This window comes from Glutamicibacter uratoxydans (assembly GCF_050753455.1).
GTDB lineage: Bacteria > Actinomycetota > Actinomycetes > Actinomycetales > Micrococcaceae > Glutamicibacter > Glutamicibacter uratoxydans_A.
Genome location: NZ_CP192736.1, coordinates 350,494 through 365,854, shown reverse-complemented (window position 1 = coordinate 365,854; position 15,361 = coordinate 350,494). Strand labels below are relative to the sequence as shown.

Annotated in this window: 15 protein-coding genes; 12 read left to right on the top strand and 3 right to left on the bottom strand. The window is 59.6% G+C overall.

Going from position 1 to position 15,361, the window contains the following annotated elements; genetic code table 11:
- Positions 1–10: 10 nt before the first annotated feature.
- Entirely contained in the window at positions 11–940 is a 930-nt protein-coding gene (locus ACQQZ8_RS01740; RefSeq protein WP_431711033.1) for an SDR family NAD(P)-dependent oxidoreductase, read from the bottom strand.
- 140 nt (positions 941–1,080) lie between these two features.
- Here ACQQZ8_RS01740 and ACQQZ8_RS01735 point away from each other — a divergent pair, with 140 nt between their 5' ends.
- The 7 genes from ACQQZ8_RS01735 to pcaC all read left to right on the top strand — a co-directional run bounded on the left by ACQQZ8_RS01735 (position 1,081) and on the right by pcaC (position 7,078).
- Complete coding sequence (locus ACQQZ8_RS01735; protein ID WP_431711032.1) at positions 1,081–1,539, top strand: MarR family winged helix-turn-helix transcriptional regulator; 459 nt, start codon at positions 1,081–1,083, stop codon at positions 1,537–1,539.
- A 173-nt stretch (positions 1,540–1,712) separates the two neighbouring features.
- Positions 1,713–2,906 (top strand): 4-hydroxybenzoate 3-monooxygenase, encoded by a 1,194-nt coding sequence (locus tag ACQQZ8_RS01730; RefSeq protein WP_431712110.1) that lies wholly within the window; start codon positions 1,713–1,715, stop codon positions 2,904–2,906.
- 43 nt (positions 2,907–2,949) lie between these two features.
- The gene (pcaH, locus tag ACQQZ8_RS01725; RefSeq protein ID WP_431711031.1) at positions 2,950–3,783 is read left to right on the top strand and encodes a protocatechuate 3,4-dioxygenase subunit beta; all 834 of its coding nucleotides are present in this window, start codon (positions 2,950–2,952) and stop codon (positions 3,781–3,783) included.
- The gene (pcaG, locus tag ACQQZ8_RS01720; protein ID WP_431711030.1) at positions 3,784–4,362 is read left to right on the top strand and encodes a protocatechuate 3,4-dioxygenase subunit alpha; all 579 of its coding nucleotides are present in this window, start codon (positions 3,784–3,786) and stop codon (positions 4,360–4,362) included.
- 116 nt (positions 4,363–4,478) lie between these two features.
- Positions 4,479–5,876: a lyase family protein gene (locus ACQQZ8_RS01715; protein ID WP_431711029.1), complete on the top strand. Its 1,398-nt coding sequence runs from the start codon at positions 4,479–4,481 to the stop codon at positions 5,874–5,876.
- A complete protein-coding gene (locus ACQQZ8_RS01710) occupies positions 5,858–6,658 on the top strand; it encodes an alpha/beta fold hydrolase (protein WP_431711028.1) in 801 nt (266 codons plus the stop codon). Before ACQQZ8_RS01715 ends, ACQQZ8_RS01710 begins: the two co-directional genes overlap by 19 nt.
- 15 nt (positions 6,659–6,673) lie before the next feature.
- Complete coding sequence (gene pcaC / locus ACQQZ8_RS01705; protein ID WP_431711027.1) at positions 6,674–7,078, top strand: 4-carboxymuconolactone decarboxylase; 405 nt, start codon at positions 6,674–6,676, stop codon at positions 7,076–7,078.
- Positions 7,079–7,147: 69 nt separating this feature from the next.
- Here the strand turns inward: pcaC and ACQQZ8_RS01700 are convergent, their stop codons facing one another.
- Positions 7,148–7,906 carry a DNA methyltransferase gene (locus tag ACQQZ8_RS01700; protein ID WP_431711026.1) on the bottom strand — a complete coding sequence of 253 codons (759 nt, stop codon included), beginning with the start codon at positions 7,904–7,906 and terminating at the stop codon, positions 7,148–7,150.
- Positions 7,899–8,624, bottom strand: a complete 726-nt coding sequence (locus ACQQZ8_RS01695; protein WP_431711025.1) for a phosphatase PAP2 family protein — start codon at positions 8,622–8,624, stop codon at positions 7,899–7,901. The genes ACQQZ8_RS01700 and ACQQZ8_RS01695 overlap by 8 nt, the downstream gene beginning before the upstream one ends.
- Before the next feature lie 45 nt (positions 8,625–8,669).
- On the opposite strand from ACQQZ8_RS01695, the gene ACQQZ8_RS01690 reads away from it, so the two are divergent.
- From ACQQZ8_RS01690 to ACQQZ8_RS01670, 5 genes are all read left to right on the top strand, one after another.
- Entirely contained in the window at positions 8,670–9,128 is a 459-nt protein-coding gene (locus tag ACQQZ8_RS01690) for a 23S rRNA (pseudouridine(1915)-N(3))-methyltransferase RlmH (RefSeq protein ID WP_431711024.1), read from the top strand.
- Between the two features lie 71 nt (positions 9,129–9,199).
- Positions 9,200–9,664 carry a hypothetical protein gene (locus tag ACQQZ8_RS01685; RefSeq protein ID WP_431711023.1) on the top strand — a complete coding sequence of 155 codons (465 nt, stop codon included), beginning with the start codon at positions 9,200–9,202 and terminating at the stop codon, positions 9,662–9,664.
- On the top strand, positions 9,642–9,950 hold the full coding sequence (locus tag ACQQZ8_RS01680) for a transcriptional regulator (RefSeq protein WP_431711022.1): 309 nt from the start codon (positions 9,642–9,644) through the stop codon (positions 9,948–9,950). Before ACQQZ8_RS01685 ends, ACQQZ8_RS01680 begins: the two co-directional genes overlap by 23 nt.
- 91 nt (positions 9,951–10,041) lie before the next feature.
- Positions 10,042–10,524 (top strand): hypothetical protein, encoded by a 483-nt coding sequence (locus ACQQZ8_RS01675; protein ID WP_431711021.1) that lies wholly within the window; start codon positions 10,042–10,044, stop codon positions 10,522–10,524.
- 141 nt (positions 10,525–10,665) lie between these two features.
- The gene (locus ACQQZ8_RS01670; protein WP_431711020.1) at positions 10,666–15,327 is read left to right on the top strand and encodes an ATP-dependent helicase; all 4,662 of its coding nucleotides are present in this window, start codon (positions 10,666–10,668) and stop codon (positions 15,325–15,327) included.
- The last annotated feature ends 34 nt before the right edge of the window (positions 15,328–15,361 follow it).

The window sequence follows — 15,361 nt, the reverse complement described above, 5'->3', positions numbered from 1 at the left end:
GTCGCTGTCCTTACTTCGCAACCTGCGCAGCAAGCTCTTCTGGCAGTTCGGGGAACTTCTCACCCACGGACTGCTGCTTGTCACCTAGGCGTGCGTCAAATTCGTTGTGTAGGGTTTGGTAGTCCCAGCCACCATCGTGGAATTCGCTAATGATTGGTTCCGGGTGGCTCCACAGCTGCATGCGATCGCCTCCCACCCCGATGGCCTGTCCGGTCACGTTCTGCGCCGCATCCGAGGCAAGGTAGGCGATCAGCCCGGCCACGTCGGCGGCGGTGCCGAAGCCCAGCTCCTTGCGGTAGAACTCTGGCATCGCTTCGCCACGCTCGTCGGCGTCAACCGCGGGGCGGAAGAACGGCATGGTCTTGGTCATCTCAGTCGCGGCGACCGGGATCACAACGTTCGCGGTGACTCCCGCCCGCTTCATTTCCAGGGCCCAAGTGCGCACCATCCCCGCGATGCCAGCCTTGGCAGCCGCGTAGTTCGTCTGCCCGAAAGCACCGCGCTGCCCGGTGGGTGAACCAATGGCAATCACCCGACCGGCCACACCATTTTCCTTGAAATATGCGTAGGCTTCGCGCACACAGGTAAAGGTGCCGCGCAGGTGAACGTTAATCACCAGATCAAAGTCTTCATCGCTCATCTTCAACAGCGACTTATCACGCAGCACACCGGCGTTAGTCACCAGAATATCCAGACGTCCGAAGTTCTCCACGGCACCTGCCACCAGGGCCTTGGCGGTTTCGGTACTGCCTACGGCAGCGACCACGCCAGCGGCTTTGCCGCCAGCTTCGGTAATGCTCGCCACCGCCGCATCTACGGCCGCCTGATCCATGTCGTTGATGATCACTGCAGCACCCTGACGGGCCAGCTCCTGCGCGTAGCTCAGACCCAAGCCTCGTCCGCTACCGGTAACTACTGCGACTTTTCCTGCTAACGACATGACTTCTCCTTATAGCGGTAACTGTTCATTGGCCATTGCCCCACCGATCAGATCGTGGGAACCTTGCTCATATACATAACATCTTTAATTCTTGAAAAAGTCAATGATTTATTTTTTCAAGGAAATCGAGGAGGATTGGCATGAGTAGCGTCACCGCCGTATCGAAAGCAGAGCAATTTATGAAAAGCGACCTCTCTCGGGAGCTAAACTTCCTGATCGCCCGGATGCGCGCCATCGGGTCGGCTCAGGGAAATCAGGCCCTGAAGCCATTAAATTTGCGCGTGCGCTCTTACTCGGTACTTTCGCTGGCCTGCGATGATATTTCACCTACTCAGCGTGACTTAGCCAATTTTCTTTCACTGGATCCGAGCCAGATCGTGCCACTGGTCGACGACTTAGAAAAGCGTGGGCTAGTCACTCGCATGGCCGATCCGAATGACCGCCGCTCAAAAGTCATCCTTGCTACCGACAGCGGTCGGGCGCTCTATGAACGGGCGCGTCAGGCCACTGCACGGAGCGAAGATGAAACGCTCAGCGCATTGAATACGACCGAACGTGAACAGTTGCGCGAATTGCTGACGCGTATTGCTTTAGGCTAGCGACCTGAGGACTCACTCCTCGGAGGATTATTCTCATTGAATGAGAGTGAAGATGATTATGTACTGGACGCCGGGCACGCTAGATAGGAATTCATATTCCTGACCGCCATGACTTCACGGCCCCGACCGTGAACCTGCGGATCTAAGCACACTGATAGGTTGTTTCCGTGACAATTGCTCCCCCACAGATCATTAAGACCCAAGTTGGCATCATCGGCGGAGGGCCAGCCGGACTGATGCTTTCGCATCTGCTGGCCAGCCACGGCATCGAGAATATCGTCGTCGAAAAACGCGACCACGAAACCATTCGCAACACCCACCGTGCCGGGATCCTTGAAGCTCAAGCCGTATCGATGCTGACCGATACCGGGGTGAATGGCCGCGTACTGACCCACGGCGATGAGCACGCCGGAATCGATCTCCGGTTTAACGGTGAGTCCCATCCCCTCGACTTCCGCGATCTGGTCGACGCGACCGTCACCCTCTACGCACAGAACGAAGTTTTCGTGGACCTCGCAGCCGCGCGGGAACGCGACGGCGGGGATCTGCGTTACTCGGCAGAAGTCACCGAACTGCTCGATATCGACTCAGAGACCCCCAAGTTCCGCTTTACCGATGCCGCGGGTCAAGTCTTTGAAGTTCATGCGGATATTGTTGTCGGCGCCGACGGCTCACGCTCTTTCGCCCGCCGACAGATGCCCGAGGGCAAACGCAACGATTTCAAGGTCGAATACCCCTTCGCCTGGTTTGGCATCCTTACCGAGGCACCAAAGTCTTCACCGGAGTTGATTTACGCCAACTCGCCGCATGGGTTCGCGCTGATCTCACAACGCTCCGAGACGGTGCAACGCATGTATTTCCAGTGTGATCCGGGCGAAAACGTGGATGACTGGAGCGAGGATCGAATTTGGAACGAATTGCAAAAACGCGTGGACGGGGCTGACGGCTTCCAGCTGAAGACCGGGCCTATCTTCGATAAAACTGTGCTGGGCTTCCGCTCCTTCGTCCGCGAGCCGCTATCGCACGGCCGGCTGTACTTGGTTGGCGATGCCGGACATACCGTTCCGCCGACCGGCGCTAAAGGACTAAATCTGGCCTTCGCGGATGTGAAAGTGCTCTTTGAAGCCATTGATTCCTTCTACTCGACGCAGCGTACGGCGCTTCTGGATGGCTACTCCGATCTAGCACTCAAACGGGTGTGGAAGGCACAGAACTTCTCGTATTGGATGACCTCCATGCTGCATACCCCGGTCAACGCCGACCCATTCATGACACGCCGAGCCTTGGGCGAGCTAGAAACAGTGACTTCCTCCCGTTACGGCCAGCAATACCTCGCTGAGTCGTACACCGGTTGGCCACATGCTTAATACACCACTACCTCAAACACTTGCATCTCGAAAGGAGCACACAGTGAGTGGCGAAACCACACAGGACGAATCGTTCAATAATCCGCACATCCTCGATCCCGCAGCTTCTACTGCCTCGCAAGAGGAGATCACCGCGGAAATCACCGATATTCATGAGGCCTACCGTCAGGAGGTCCTGACCGGGAAGCAGGCTGAAACTCAGCCTCGGGTGAATTTCGCACCCTACCGCTCATCCCTGTTGCGTCACCCAACCAAGGATCTGCACCACGCAGACCCGGAAACCATCGAGCTGTACGCCCCGGCTTTCGGTGAGCGCGATGTCCATATCCTAGAGTCAGACCTGACCATTCAGCACAATGGGGATCCAATCGGTGAGCGAATTGTGGTCTCTGGCCAGGTGCTCGATGGCGACGGCCGTCCAGTCGCCGGACAGCTGATCGAAATCTGGCAGGCAAATGCCGCCGGACGCTACGTGCACAAGCGCGACCAGCACCCGGCACCGATCGACCCGAACTTTACCGGCGTAGGTCGTGCCATCACCGGTCCAAATGGTGAATACTCCTTCACCACGATTAAGCCTGCCCCGTACCCATGGAAGAACCACCATAACGCATGGCGTCCGGCGCATATCCACTTCTCGCTTTTCGGCACCGACTTCACCCAGCGCATGATCACCCAGATGTATTTCCCGGGCGATCCGCTATTCTCCTTGGATCCGATTTATCAGGCGATTACCGATCAGAAGGCCCGTGACCGACTGGTCGCCACCTACGACCATTCGATCACTTCCCACGAGTGGGCCACCGGCTACAACTGGGACATTGTGCTCACCGGCAGCAACCGTACCTGGATGGAAGACGAAGAGGGAGATCACTAAATGGCGAACGCACCTGAACTGAAGCTGGTCCCCACCCCGGGACAGACCATTGGCCCGTTCTACGGTTTTGCCCTGCCTTTTACCAAGGGTGAAGAGCTGGTCAATCAGGCACACCCGCAGTCCGTGCGATTGCACGGCGTGGTGAGCGACGGCAATGGCGATCCGATTCCGGATTCCATGCTCGAAATCTGGCAGGCCGACGAAAACGGCAAGGTGGTGGCCCGCGATGGTTCGCTAGTTCGCGACGGCTACACCTTCACCGGCTGGGGACGCGTGGCGGTCGACAATGTCGGGCACTACACCTTCACCACCGTGAATCCCGGGCCTACCGAAGCCGGGAAGGCCCCATTCATCATGCTCACGGTTTTTGCCCGTGGCTTGCTGAATCGTCTATTCACCCGGATTTACCTGCCCGAAGACACCGAGGCGTTGGCCAACGACCCCTTACTTGCAGCGTTACCCGAGGATCGTCGTAAGACCTTGATCGCTACCCGTGAAGCGGATGGGTCCTTGCGTTTCGATATTCGCCTCCAGGGTGAAGACGAAACCGTGTTCCTGTCTTACCCACGCGAAAGTTAACACCGATACCCGACGCCCCGCGGCTGTTTCACCTCCACCGGATGGTGCCGAAACAGCTGCGGGGTTTTGTCGGTTCAACGCCTAGACTCTTGTTGGATCATTAAGTGAGGAAGTGGATGGATTCCATGGACTACGGGGTACTGACCCCGGCGTGGGCCGGTTCCCCGGTCAGCAAACTAGCCAGCGATGCCGCTTTTGTCCAAGCAATGCTGGACGTGGAGAGTGCCTGGGTGAAAGTCCAAGCCAACGCGGAACTGTGCACCGTGGCTGAGGCACACGCCGTAGCGCAGATCGCCCGGGTGGAACTTTATGACCTTGAGCAGTTGGCCTCCCGCACCCCGGATGGCGCGAATGCGTTGATTCCGCTGCTGGGCATGATGCGTGAGCAGCTTAAAGCACATCAGGCACCGGCTTCTGCGGCCAGTGCGCTGCACCGTGGGGCCACCAGTCAGGACATCATTGATTCGGCACTTATGCTCATGGTCTCCCGGGTTATCCAGAGCACGGTACAGGATCTGTGGCGCACTGCCACAGCCCTAGCCAACCTGGCCGAAGCCCACCGCACCACCACCTGTGTGGCCCGGTCATTGACCCAGCATGCCCTGCCCATCACCTTTGGTTTACGGGCCAGCAATTGGCTCAGCGCGATACGCACTGCCACCGACCAGCTGGAAAAGTTGAGCTTCCCGTTGCAATGGGGCGGCGCGGTAGGAACTCTAGCCTCGCTGGAACAATTTCTGCACACCGCGTACGCGGCCCCCAGCAGCGCTGAACTTACCGCGGATTTGGCGCGCGAACTGAACCTTGAACATGCTCGCACGCCATGGCACACCAACCGCATCCCGCTCACCACTGTGGCTTCCGCACTCGCTGCGGTGACCGCCGCTTTGGGGACTTTCGGCGCTGACGTACTCACCGCCTCACGGCCAGAGATTGCCGAGCTTTCCGAACCTCGCGAGGCCGGTAAGGGTGGATCCTCAGCCATGCCGCAAAAACAGAACCCGGTACATTCGGTGCTGTTGCGCAATGCGGCGTTGAGCGCTCCGGGATTACTGGCCACCGTCTTCACCGCAGCCGGAACGGCCGTGGATGAGCGGCCCGATGGTGGGTGGCACAGCGAATGGTCCGCGTTACGCGAACTCTTGCGCTTAGCTTCCGGCGCCGCCCACCATGCGGCTACCTTGGCCGAGGGGCTGGGCGTGCATTCGGAACGGATGGCGCAGAACATGCAGCTTTCCGGAGATGCGCTGCTCTCCGAGCGCATCGCCACCGTGCTCGCCCCCACGTTCCCGGGCGGTAAACCCGCGATTCAACAACTCGTCATCGCTTCGTTAGGCGATGGCCCTTCATTGCGGCAGCTGCTGCGCGAACAGCTATCGGAAGCGGAATTTTCCGAGCCGGAATTAGATCAGTTGCTTGATCCAGCAGACTACCTCGGCGCCACCGACCGATATATCACCCACGTACTGGCCGAATACTCGGCATGGAAGGAATCATGGCAATCCCAGTTCTAACCCCCTCCCTACTTCACGCGGATTCCGCGCTACCCACCTTGCTGGTTGGTCCCTCACTGGGTACCGCTGTCCTCCAGCTTTGGGGGCCGGCACTGCCCTACCTCAAGGAGAAGTTCCAAGTCGTGGGTTGGGATCTGCCCGGCCACGGTGCCAGCGCCCCGTCCACCGAAGAGTTCACCATGTCCGAGCTGGCCACCGGGGTGGTACAGCTACTCGACAATCTAGTCACCGACGGGGTCGTCGCCGCGGACAGCACGGTGTACTACGCCGGCGTTTCGGTCGGTGGCGCTATCGCCCTACAGCTGGGACATGATGCACCTGGAAAATTTCAGGGGCTATCCATCATCTGTTCGGCCGCGAAGATCGGCACCGCCGAGGCTTGGACCGAACGTGCAGAGCTGGTGGCTCAGGCCGGCACCCCGACCATGGTTACCGGGTCCGCTCAGCGCTGGTTCGCTCCGGGATTCATCGAACAGAACCCGGTAGTGTCCACCGATCTCTTGCACAACCTGCAGGATGCCGACCGTTTCGCCTACGCCCACGTCTGTGGCGCTCTGGCCGGATTCGATCTGCGCGATTCGTTGGGGAAAATTAGCGATCCAATCATCGCGATCAATGGTGCACACGATCAGGTTTGCTCACCAGCCGATGCTGAATTTATTGCTGAACACGTCCAGCGAGGTGAGGCCGCAATCGTTGAGAAGGCCGCCCACCTAGCCCCGGCAGAGGACCCAGAAACCACCGCCAAACTGCTCATCAAATTCTTCACCCCAACCGTCTAGGAGCTGAAAACACCCATGAGGGAGAACGAACGCCTACCCGGAGACACCTACGATGCCGGAATGGTTGTGCGCCGTGAAGTACTAGGTAACGAACATGTGGACCGTGCCAGCAGCAACTCCACAGACTTCACCGACGAATTCCAGGAAATGATCACCCGCTATGCCTGGGGAACTATCTGGACCCGTGACGGGCTGCCACGAACCACCCGCAGCGCCATCACACTCACCGCGATGATCGCCGGCGGCTACTGGGAAGAGTTAGAAATGCATGTGCACGCTGCACTACGCAATGGAATGACCCCGGATGAGATCAAGGAAGTTTTCCTGCAGTCGGCGATCTATTGCTCGGTCCCGGCAGCAAACGTGGCCTTTAAGATCGGCAAGCAGGTACTGGCCGAATACGAATCCGGTCAGAACTAACACCCTGTCCTGCGCGACGCGCGTTCCTAAGCTGCCAGCGGTTTTGGTGGCGCAGGATCGCGCGTCGCGTTAGTTTTCTACGGCGTCCACCACGCGCTCACAAGACGTGTCAGGGCGCTGATAGACAAGCAAGGCATCCGCGACAAGGTCATGCGGATAACGATCCCAGAAGATTTCGCTGACCCCCACCTGAGACAGGTGTCTGCCCAATACCTCGGCGCAATCCCGGATTAAGTGGGTGGTGTGCCCTTGGTGATGAATATCGGCCACATTCCAGATCACCCAGCCACCGGGAACCACACTACGCGCGCATTGCGCAGCAACCAGCTCCAATTCGCGCAGGTATCTAACATAGTGACCATCGTTTTGCAGGTATCCACTCAAGGGGTCCGCCAGATGATCCCGCTCAGTCATATACGGCGGCGAGGTGAGGATCAGATCTACTGGAACTCGCGGATGTGGCGGCTGCACAGCGCGCAGCAGACGCAGCAGTTCGCGCGAATCTCCCTCGATCACGTGGGCTTGCGGGATCTGTTTCCGTAACTCATCCACGCGGTTTGGAAGCAGTTCGATTCCCACTGCTTCACGCCCCAAAGCAAGCGCCCTTTTGAGGGTGGTGCCATACCCGGCAAAGGGATCAAAAACTACGTCCCGGGGGTTGCTACAGCGTTCAATGACGTGATCCACGATTGCCGCGATCATATGGATCGCTTCGTGCTCCGGTCCGGGATGTTCGGCAAGGAACGTGGACTGGTGTGCACGCAGCCGTGGTTGCAGCGGGGAAAGCCGCCCGGTGCCTGGCCCCGGCTCAGTGCGCTGCTCACCCATCGGTTGCTCGGTTCTCACCCGGTACCCGCGAACTGGTCATTGTGGCACGTGGGACGAAGTAATAATGCAAGATCGCCACCACGGCACCCCAGCCAGCACCAATCAGCAATCCCACCATGACATCGGAAACCCAATGATGGCCCAAGTAGACCCGTGAGGCCCCCATCAGCAGGATGAATAACGCCGCACACATTGATAACCACCACCGCCAACGATAGAGACCGTAGACGATAGCCAAATAGCTGATCATGCCGATGAGTGCCGTCGCATTCAGCGTGTGTCCGCTGGGGAAAGAATAGGACTCGGGCGGCGGGAAGGATGGATCTACCCCGGTGGGGCGGTCGTGCGCCACCACCCGCTTGAGCAGTATCGTTGTCAGCACCGATCCCAGGGCGGTGAAAGCCACCGTGGCCAGTGGCCACCACGAACGTTTAGCCCAGCAGAGCCAGAGCGTCAGCACTATCATCGTGGCGGTCATCCCCGGAGTGGATCCCCACCAATAGAGCACCTTGGCCAAACCCTGCACCCACGGAATCTGATGTTCTAGCACCCAGTCATACACTGGCGCATCCACCGTGTCGACCCAGCCGCCCACCCCGAGGGAAACGATGACTCGCCGGGTGAAGTAGAACATCGTGACGATCAGCCCGAAGATGATCCAACCAATTTGCGCTGGACGGGATGTCGAGCCTTGCCGGAAGTACCAGGAAGAACGCATGTCTTTCATCGTAGTAGCCCACGGCGCTACGGAAGAATGGAAGGTATGACGATCAAGGTGTTGGCAATCGGCAAAAAACATGAATCCTGGGTGGATGAAGGCATCGACCGCTATGCGAAGCGGCTGAAGAAACCCTTTGACCTGTCATGGCAGCTACTGAACCATTCGTCGCGGGAACATGATGCGGCGCGGACCGAGGAATCGGCACGGATCCTTGGGAAGATCGATGAGCGCGATTTCGTGGTGCTGTTAGATGAGCGCGGGAAGAACGTGGACTCCCCCACACTGGCCAATACCCTGCGCACCCCCATCGACTCCTCGCGCAATGTAGTGATCATCATTGGTGGGGCTTATGGGGTGGACGCCTCGGTGCATGCCCGAGCTAATTTCACCTGGTCGCTGTCCAAATTGGTGTTCCCCCACCAATTGGTCCGGCTGATTCTCACCGAGCAGCTTTACCGTGCACAGGATATTTTGGCGGGCGGCAAGTACCACCACGTTTAATCCCCGGGGTAGCTGTTGACGCTTTCCACTACGGAAAGATACGATTTTCCATAATGGAAAGTCGAGGTGTGATGACACACTTACCGGATAAATCTTCCTCCACTGAGCCACAAGAACCCCTAGCCTTGGCCATGCAAGATGCGAAGTATATGGTTAAAACCAGCGACTCACCACGTGGTTTCTACCCCGTACTTGCTGCGGCAGTTGCCAGCATAGTGACTTTCATGCCGGTGATCGGTTACCCCGCCGGTCTGCTGCTACTCCTTCTTGCTCTCCCTTTGGGCCTCTGGATGTGGTTTGCCACGCGCGCACGTTCCAAGCCTCGAACCATTCTGCGTTTTTCGGGTAGTTACACCGGTCTCTCGCTGCTCGGTCTGCTCTTCCTTCAGCTACTAAATTTCTGGGATGTAGCGAGCTGGTGGCAGATCGCTTTGAAATGGTTGGTGACATTCCTTGGGTTAGTCTGGTTTTTCTCCCGGATGCAGCGGGTTTACCAACAAGATCGACTCCGGGATGCGCGTGAAGAACACCTCTGAGAACGGCGTCTTCGACGAGCTGATTCATGCCCCGCTCCGACTACGGATCTGCGCCATGCTCTCCCCCGTGCAATGGGCGGAATTCGCCCTGGTCCGTGACCGACTCCAGGTCGCTGATTCGGTGTTGAGCAAACACCTCAAGCTGCTTAGCGAAGCCGGGTACGTACAGATCGAAAGATTTAATAAACTCGGCCGAAGCCATGTACGCCTCGCCTTGAGTCAGCAGGGCAGAGAAGCCTACGTGGGTCACGTGGCCGCCCTGCACCACATCACCCTTGGTGACTAATTGTCGGGGTGTGCTCATAGGGTGAAGGTGAAAATAGTCCTGAGCATTCTGAGTATTTTCGTTCACCTCGCACCCCGTAAAGGAAGTACCCATGGACAAGGTTCCAATGTCCCCACCGCCGAACGAGCAAATCCCTCCGACACAACCTCGTTCGAAGGCTAAACAGCCGCGTAGCTTCAACAAGCATGCTTATCGGGCCTGGGTTTGGATCATCGTCGCAGTATGCGCCCTATTGACTCTCATCGGCCTGGCCAGTGTTGGAGATCCAAGTTCGGCCGAGAATCAGATGGCTGTGGCCGAACTGACAAAGTCAAGCAACGATTCAAGAGCGCAAGGGGCACCGCAACAGCAAGTAGTCAACGGCTGGTTCACTACCGATGCGCTCACCACGATCTCGCAGCAGCTATCCGGTATCCATGAAGCGGGCCGTTATACCTCCCGCCTTTACTTCCTCGCGCTCATTGCCAGCTTGGGTGTAGCAGCAGATATCATCGGCAGAAGCTTCGGTGCACAACACAATGCGCGCCTTGCCCAAGCAGCGCAAACTTCGAAAAGCACAGATATCTCGCTTTAGCTCAACGCAGATAATTCATTAATCAGCGGCGTGCCTGGGCTTCTCTCGGTTTCTTGCAGAGGAAATTAGCTTGAGCAGCCCTCGCTTGCACGCAGCTGGCAATATACGTCACGGACTTAGACAGAACGTAGTATCGATCCCATGAGCGATATCCTCTCGCGTTTCGGCGCCCCTACCCAACGCTGGTTCACCGATGTGTTTCATCAGCCCACGGCCGCGCAAACCGGGGCGTGGGAGTCCATTTCCGCAAATCAACACACACTGGTGATCGCTCCCACCGGTTCTGGCAAAACCCTCGCCGCTTTCCTCTGGGCGTTAGATTCCCTACTGAACGCCACCAGTTCCACCCCAACACTCCCGGGGATCCCCGAACCGCGAAGCCACAACTCGGGGACCCGAATCCTGTATATTTCCCCGCTCAAAGCCCTCGGCGTAGATGTGGAACGCAACCTCCGCTCCCCGTTGGCAGGCATCGGCGCAACCGCCCATGAGATGGGGATCAGCCAACCAGAGATCACGGTGGGAGTGCGCTCCGGTGACACCCCGGCAGCCGAGCGCCGCGCATTGGTGAAGAGCCCGCCGGATATTCTGATCACCACCCCCGAATCGCTCTATCTGATGCTCACCAGCGCGGCAAAATCCACCCTCGCCACCGTCACCACCGTGATCATTGACGAAATCCATGCCATGGCGGCCACCAAACGTGGCAGTCACTTAGCACTCTCACTGGAACGGTTGGATAACCTTTTAGACAGCCCGGCCCAACGCATTGGCCTCTCGGCAACGGTCGAGCCCCCCGAAGAGGTAGCCCGCTTCCTCGCGGGTGCCGCACCGGTGAATATTGTGCGCCCACCCGCGACGAAGGAATGGGAATTAACCGTGCGGGTCCCGGTGGAGGATATGACCGATCTCCCCGCGGCGGCCGCAGCCCATGACGCTGGGCCGGGTTCTTCCCCGGCAGCGGGGGCTAGCATTTGGCCGCATGTTGAGGCGCAACTGGTAGAACTCGTGCTGGCCAACCAATCAACGATTATCTTCGCCAACTCGCGGCGGCTGGCCGAACGGCTCACCGGTCGACTCAATGAGCTCTACGCGGAACATCAGGGCTTCACTACCCCACAAACAATCGGGAGCTCCCCAGCGGCGATCATGGCCCAGGCAGGTTCCAGCCCAGCTGCCGATCCACAGGCTCCGGTCTTGGCCCGCGCACACCACGGCTCGGTGGCCAAGGAAACCCGCGCACAGATCGAAGAGGACCTAAAACTCGGTCGGCTCCGGGCCGTGGTCGCCACCAGCTCGTTGGAACTGGGCATCGATATGGGGCTCGTTGATCTGGTTATTCAGGTGGAATCCCCCAATTCCGTGGCCTCGGGTCTGCAACGTGTGGGGCGTGCCGGACACCAGGTAGGTTCGGTCTCCCGCGGGGTGTTCTATCCCAAGCACCGCGCGGACTTGCTCTCCACTGCGCTAGTGGTCACCCGGATGCGCGCCGGGCAGATTGAAAAGTTGGTGGTTCCAGCCAACCCCTTGGATGTCTTGGCCCAGCAAACGCTCGCGGCGGTGGCTTTGGAAGATCTGGAGGTCGAAGCCTGGTTCGACACGGTGCGCCGGGCTGCACCCTACGCCAAGCTGCCACGCAGCGCCTATCTCGCGACCTTGGACATGCTCTCGGGCAAGTACCCCTCCGATGAGTTCGCCACCCTCAAACCTCGGCTGGTGTGGGACCGGGACGCTGGGACATTGACCGCCCGGCCCGGTGCACAACGTTTGGCCGTGATTTCCGGGGGTACCATCCCTGACCGCGGTCTCTTCGGTGTCTTCTTGGTGGGTTCCGCAGACTCCAAGGCCCCGAAACGGGTCGGTGAGCTGGATGAAGAAATGGTCTACGAATCCCGCGTTGGCGACGTGTTCGCGCTCGGAGCCACCAGCTGGCGGATCGAAGATATCACCCACGACCGGGTTCTGGTCTCCCCGGCATTCGGGCAACCGGGTAAACTCCCGTTTTGGCATGGTGACGGGCAAGGACGCCCCATCGAATTGGGCCAAGAGCTTGGTCGCTTCACCACCGGTCTCTTAGCCGCCAGCGAAGCGCAGGCGCTGCAACAACTGCGTGAACAGGGGTTGGATGAATTCGCCGCCGGCAATCTGCTGAACTACTTACACGAACAAAAGCGTGCCACCGGTACGGTTCCAAGTCACCAAGCCTTCGTGGTCGAACGCTTCGTGGATGAACTGGGCGACTGGCGGGTGATGCTCCATTCGCCGTTGGGTTTGGCCGTGCATGCGCCGTGGGCCTTGGCCATCGGAGCCCGAGTGCGTGAACGCTGGGGCTTAGATGCCTCGGCCATGGCCGCCGATGATGGGATTGTGCTGCGCATCCCTGCCATGGAGGATGAGCCGCCCGGAGCCGAACTCTTTAACTTCGCCGACGATGAGATCATCGATGCAGTCACCACCCAGGTTGCTAACTCGGCCCTATTCGCCGCGCGTTTCCGCGAATGCGCGGCCCGCGCTCTCCTGCTACCACGAATCAACCCGGCCAAACGCACCCCGCTGTGGCAGCAACGGCAGCGTGCCAGTCAGCTACTGGATGTGGCCCGCAAGTACCCGGATTTCCCGATCATCTTAGAGACCGTACGTGAGTGCCTCAACGATGTTTACAATCTCCCGGCACTGGTGCAGGTCCTAAAGGACGTGGCCTCACGGAGCATCCGCCTTATCGAGGTACAGACTCCCACCCCTTCGCCCTACGCCCAGTCCCTACTCTTCGGCTACGTTGCACAGTTCCTCTACGAGTCCGATGCGCCCTTGGCCGAACGACGTGCCGCGGCACTGAGCCTCGATCCGGTGCTGCTGGGCGAACTGCTCGGGCGTAATGATGTGCGCGAAATTTTGGATGCAGACGTCATCGAAAAGTTCGCTGCCCAATTGCAGCGGCTAGCCCCCGACCGGAGATTGAGCGGGGTAGAAGGTGCAGCCGACTTACTCCGCCTGCTCGGCCCACTAAGCGCCGAAGACTTAGCCGCGCGCCTCACCCACCCCGATCAAACTCAGCAACCTACCGACGAAACCACGGCCCGCGGATATGCCGAGATGCTGGTCAGTGCCCGGCGTGCTTTTCCACTACGCCGCGACGGAGTGAATGTCTATGCCGCGGTAGAGGACGCGGGGAAGCTGCGTGACGCATTGGGCACCCCATTGCCCGTCGGGATCGCCGAAGCCTTCCTCGAACCGGTAGCCGATCCGGTGCAGGAATTGCTGGCTCGCTATGCTCGCACCCATGGGCCTTTCACCCCCACCGAGGCGTCCGCCAGTTTGGGGCTCGGGGTGGCCGTAGTGCGTCCGGTCCTGGATGCTCTGGTGGCCGCGGGACGATTGTCTATCGGAGCTTTTCGGCCCTTGGAGCTGGTCCCCGAGGGAATCTCCGGCGATGAATACTGTGATGTTCAGGTACTACGTACCATTCGAACTCGTTCGCTGGCCGCCTTGCGGGCCGAAGTCGAACCGGTGGACCAGCCGGCTTTGGGACGCTTCCTGCCTAGTTGGCAGCAGCTCGGCTCGACCTTGGAAGGAGCAGACGGCCTGTATGAGGCCACGACCCAGCTCGCGGGGGTGTCGCTCCCGGCCAGTGCCCTCGAATCCCTCATTCTGCCCGCACGCATCGCAACCTTCCGGCCGGCATTACTCGATGAATTATGCAGTTCCGGGGATGTGCTCATTCGCGGCCAAGGGGCTGCAGGCGGCAGGGACGGGTGGGTTTCACTGCATCCGGCTGAACACGCCACGCTCACCATGGAGGTCCCGGAAGCTGACGAACTCAGTGAATTGGAGCGTCGCACCCTGAACGCTTTCGGCGACAGCGGCGCCTACTTTGTTGCGGAACTCGCCCAGCGGATGGCTGCCGACCTACCAACTGAACCTTCGGTGTCCGAGGTCAATGAGGCCTGCTGGACCTTGTTCTGGGCAGGGTTCATTAGCCCGGACACTTTTGCTCCACTGCGCGGCTACCTCGCCGACGGAAATACCGCCCACAAAATCGCCAAACCCACCCCACGCGCCCGAGCGGCACGGCTGAACCGGCTCTCCGGGCTGACCCGGCTAGCTGGCTCTACCCCGGCACCTTCCTCAACGACGCGTAGCGGCGGGGCGCGCTGGAGTAAGTTACCTGCGCCGGTGAGCGACCCGACGATCAGGACGCACGCCGCGGCCGAGGTACTGCTTGAACGCTATGGGGTGGTAACCCGAGGTGCGGTGGCTGCAGAGCAGATCCCGGGTGGGTTCGCGGCTATCTACCGAATGTTAGCCAAATTGGAAGAGGCCGGGCATGCGCGCCGCGGCTATTTCATCGAAGGGTTGGGCGCCGCCCAATTCGCTTCGGCCAACACCGTCGACCGGTTGCGTTCCTTTGCCGCGGAAAACCGTGGACCGCGGCATACCGCGACCGTCCACGTGTTGGCCGCCACCGACCCGGCCAACCCCTATGGTGCGGCTTTGCGCTGGCCGAGCAGCAGTACCGGGCACCGCCCCGGGCGCAAGGCCGGGGCCCTTGTCGGTCTGGTCGATGGGCAGCTGGCGTTCTACCTTGAACGCGGCGGACGAACCGTGCTGACCTTCGGCGACCCGACGGACGAGGAGCTGAACCGGCTGGGCCGTGCCGTGGTCGCCGCGCTGCGGACCGCCGCGGTGGACAAGGTCGCCATCGCCACCGTCAACGGGCAGCCGGTACTCGAACACCGCTTATCCAAGGCGCTGCTGCAGGCAGGGTTCTACACCACCCCGCAGGGAATCCGCTTCCGCCGTTGAGCTGTGATGCCTCTAGCTCCAGCGGACCCCCAGC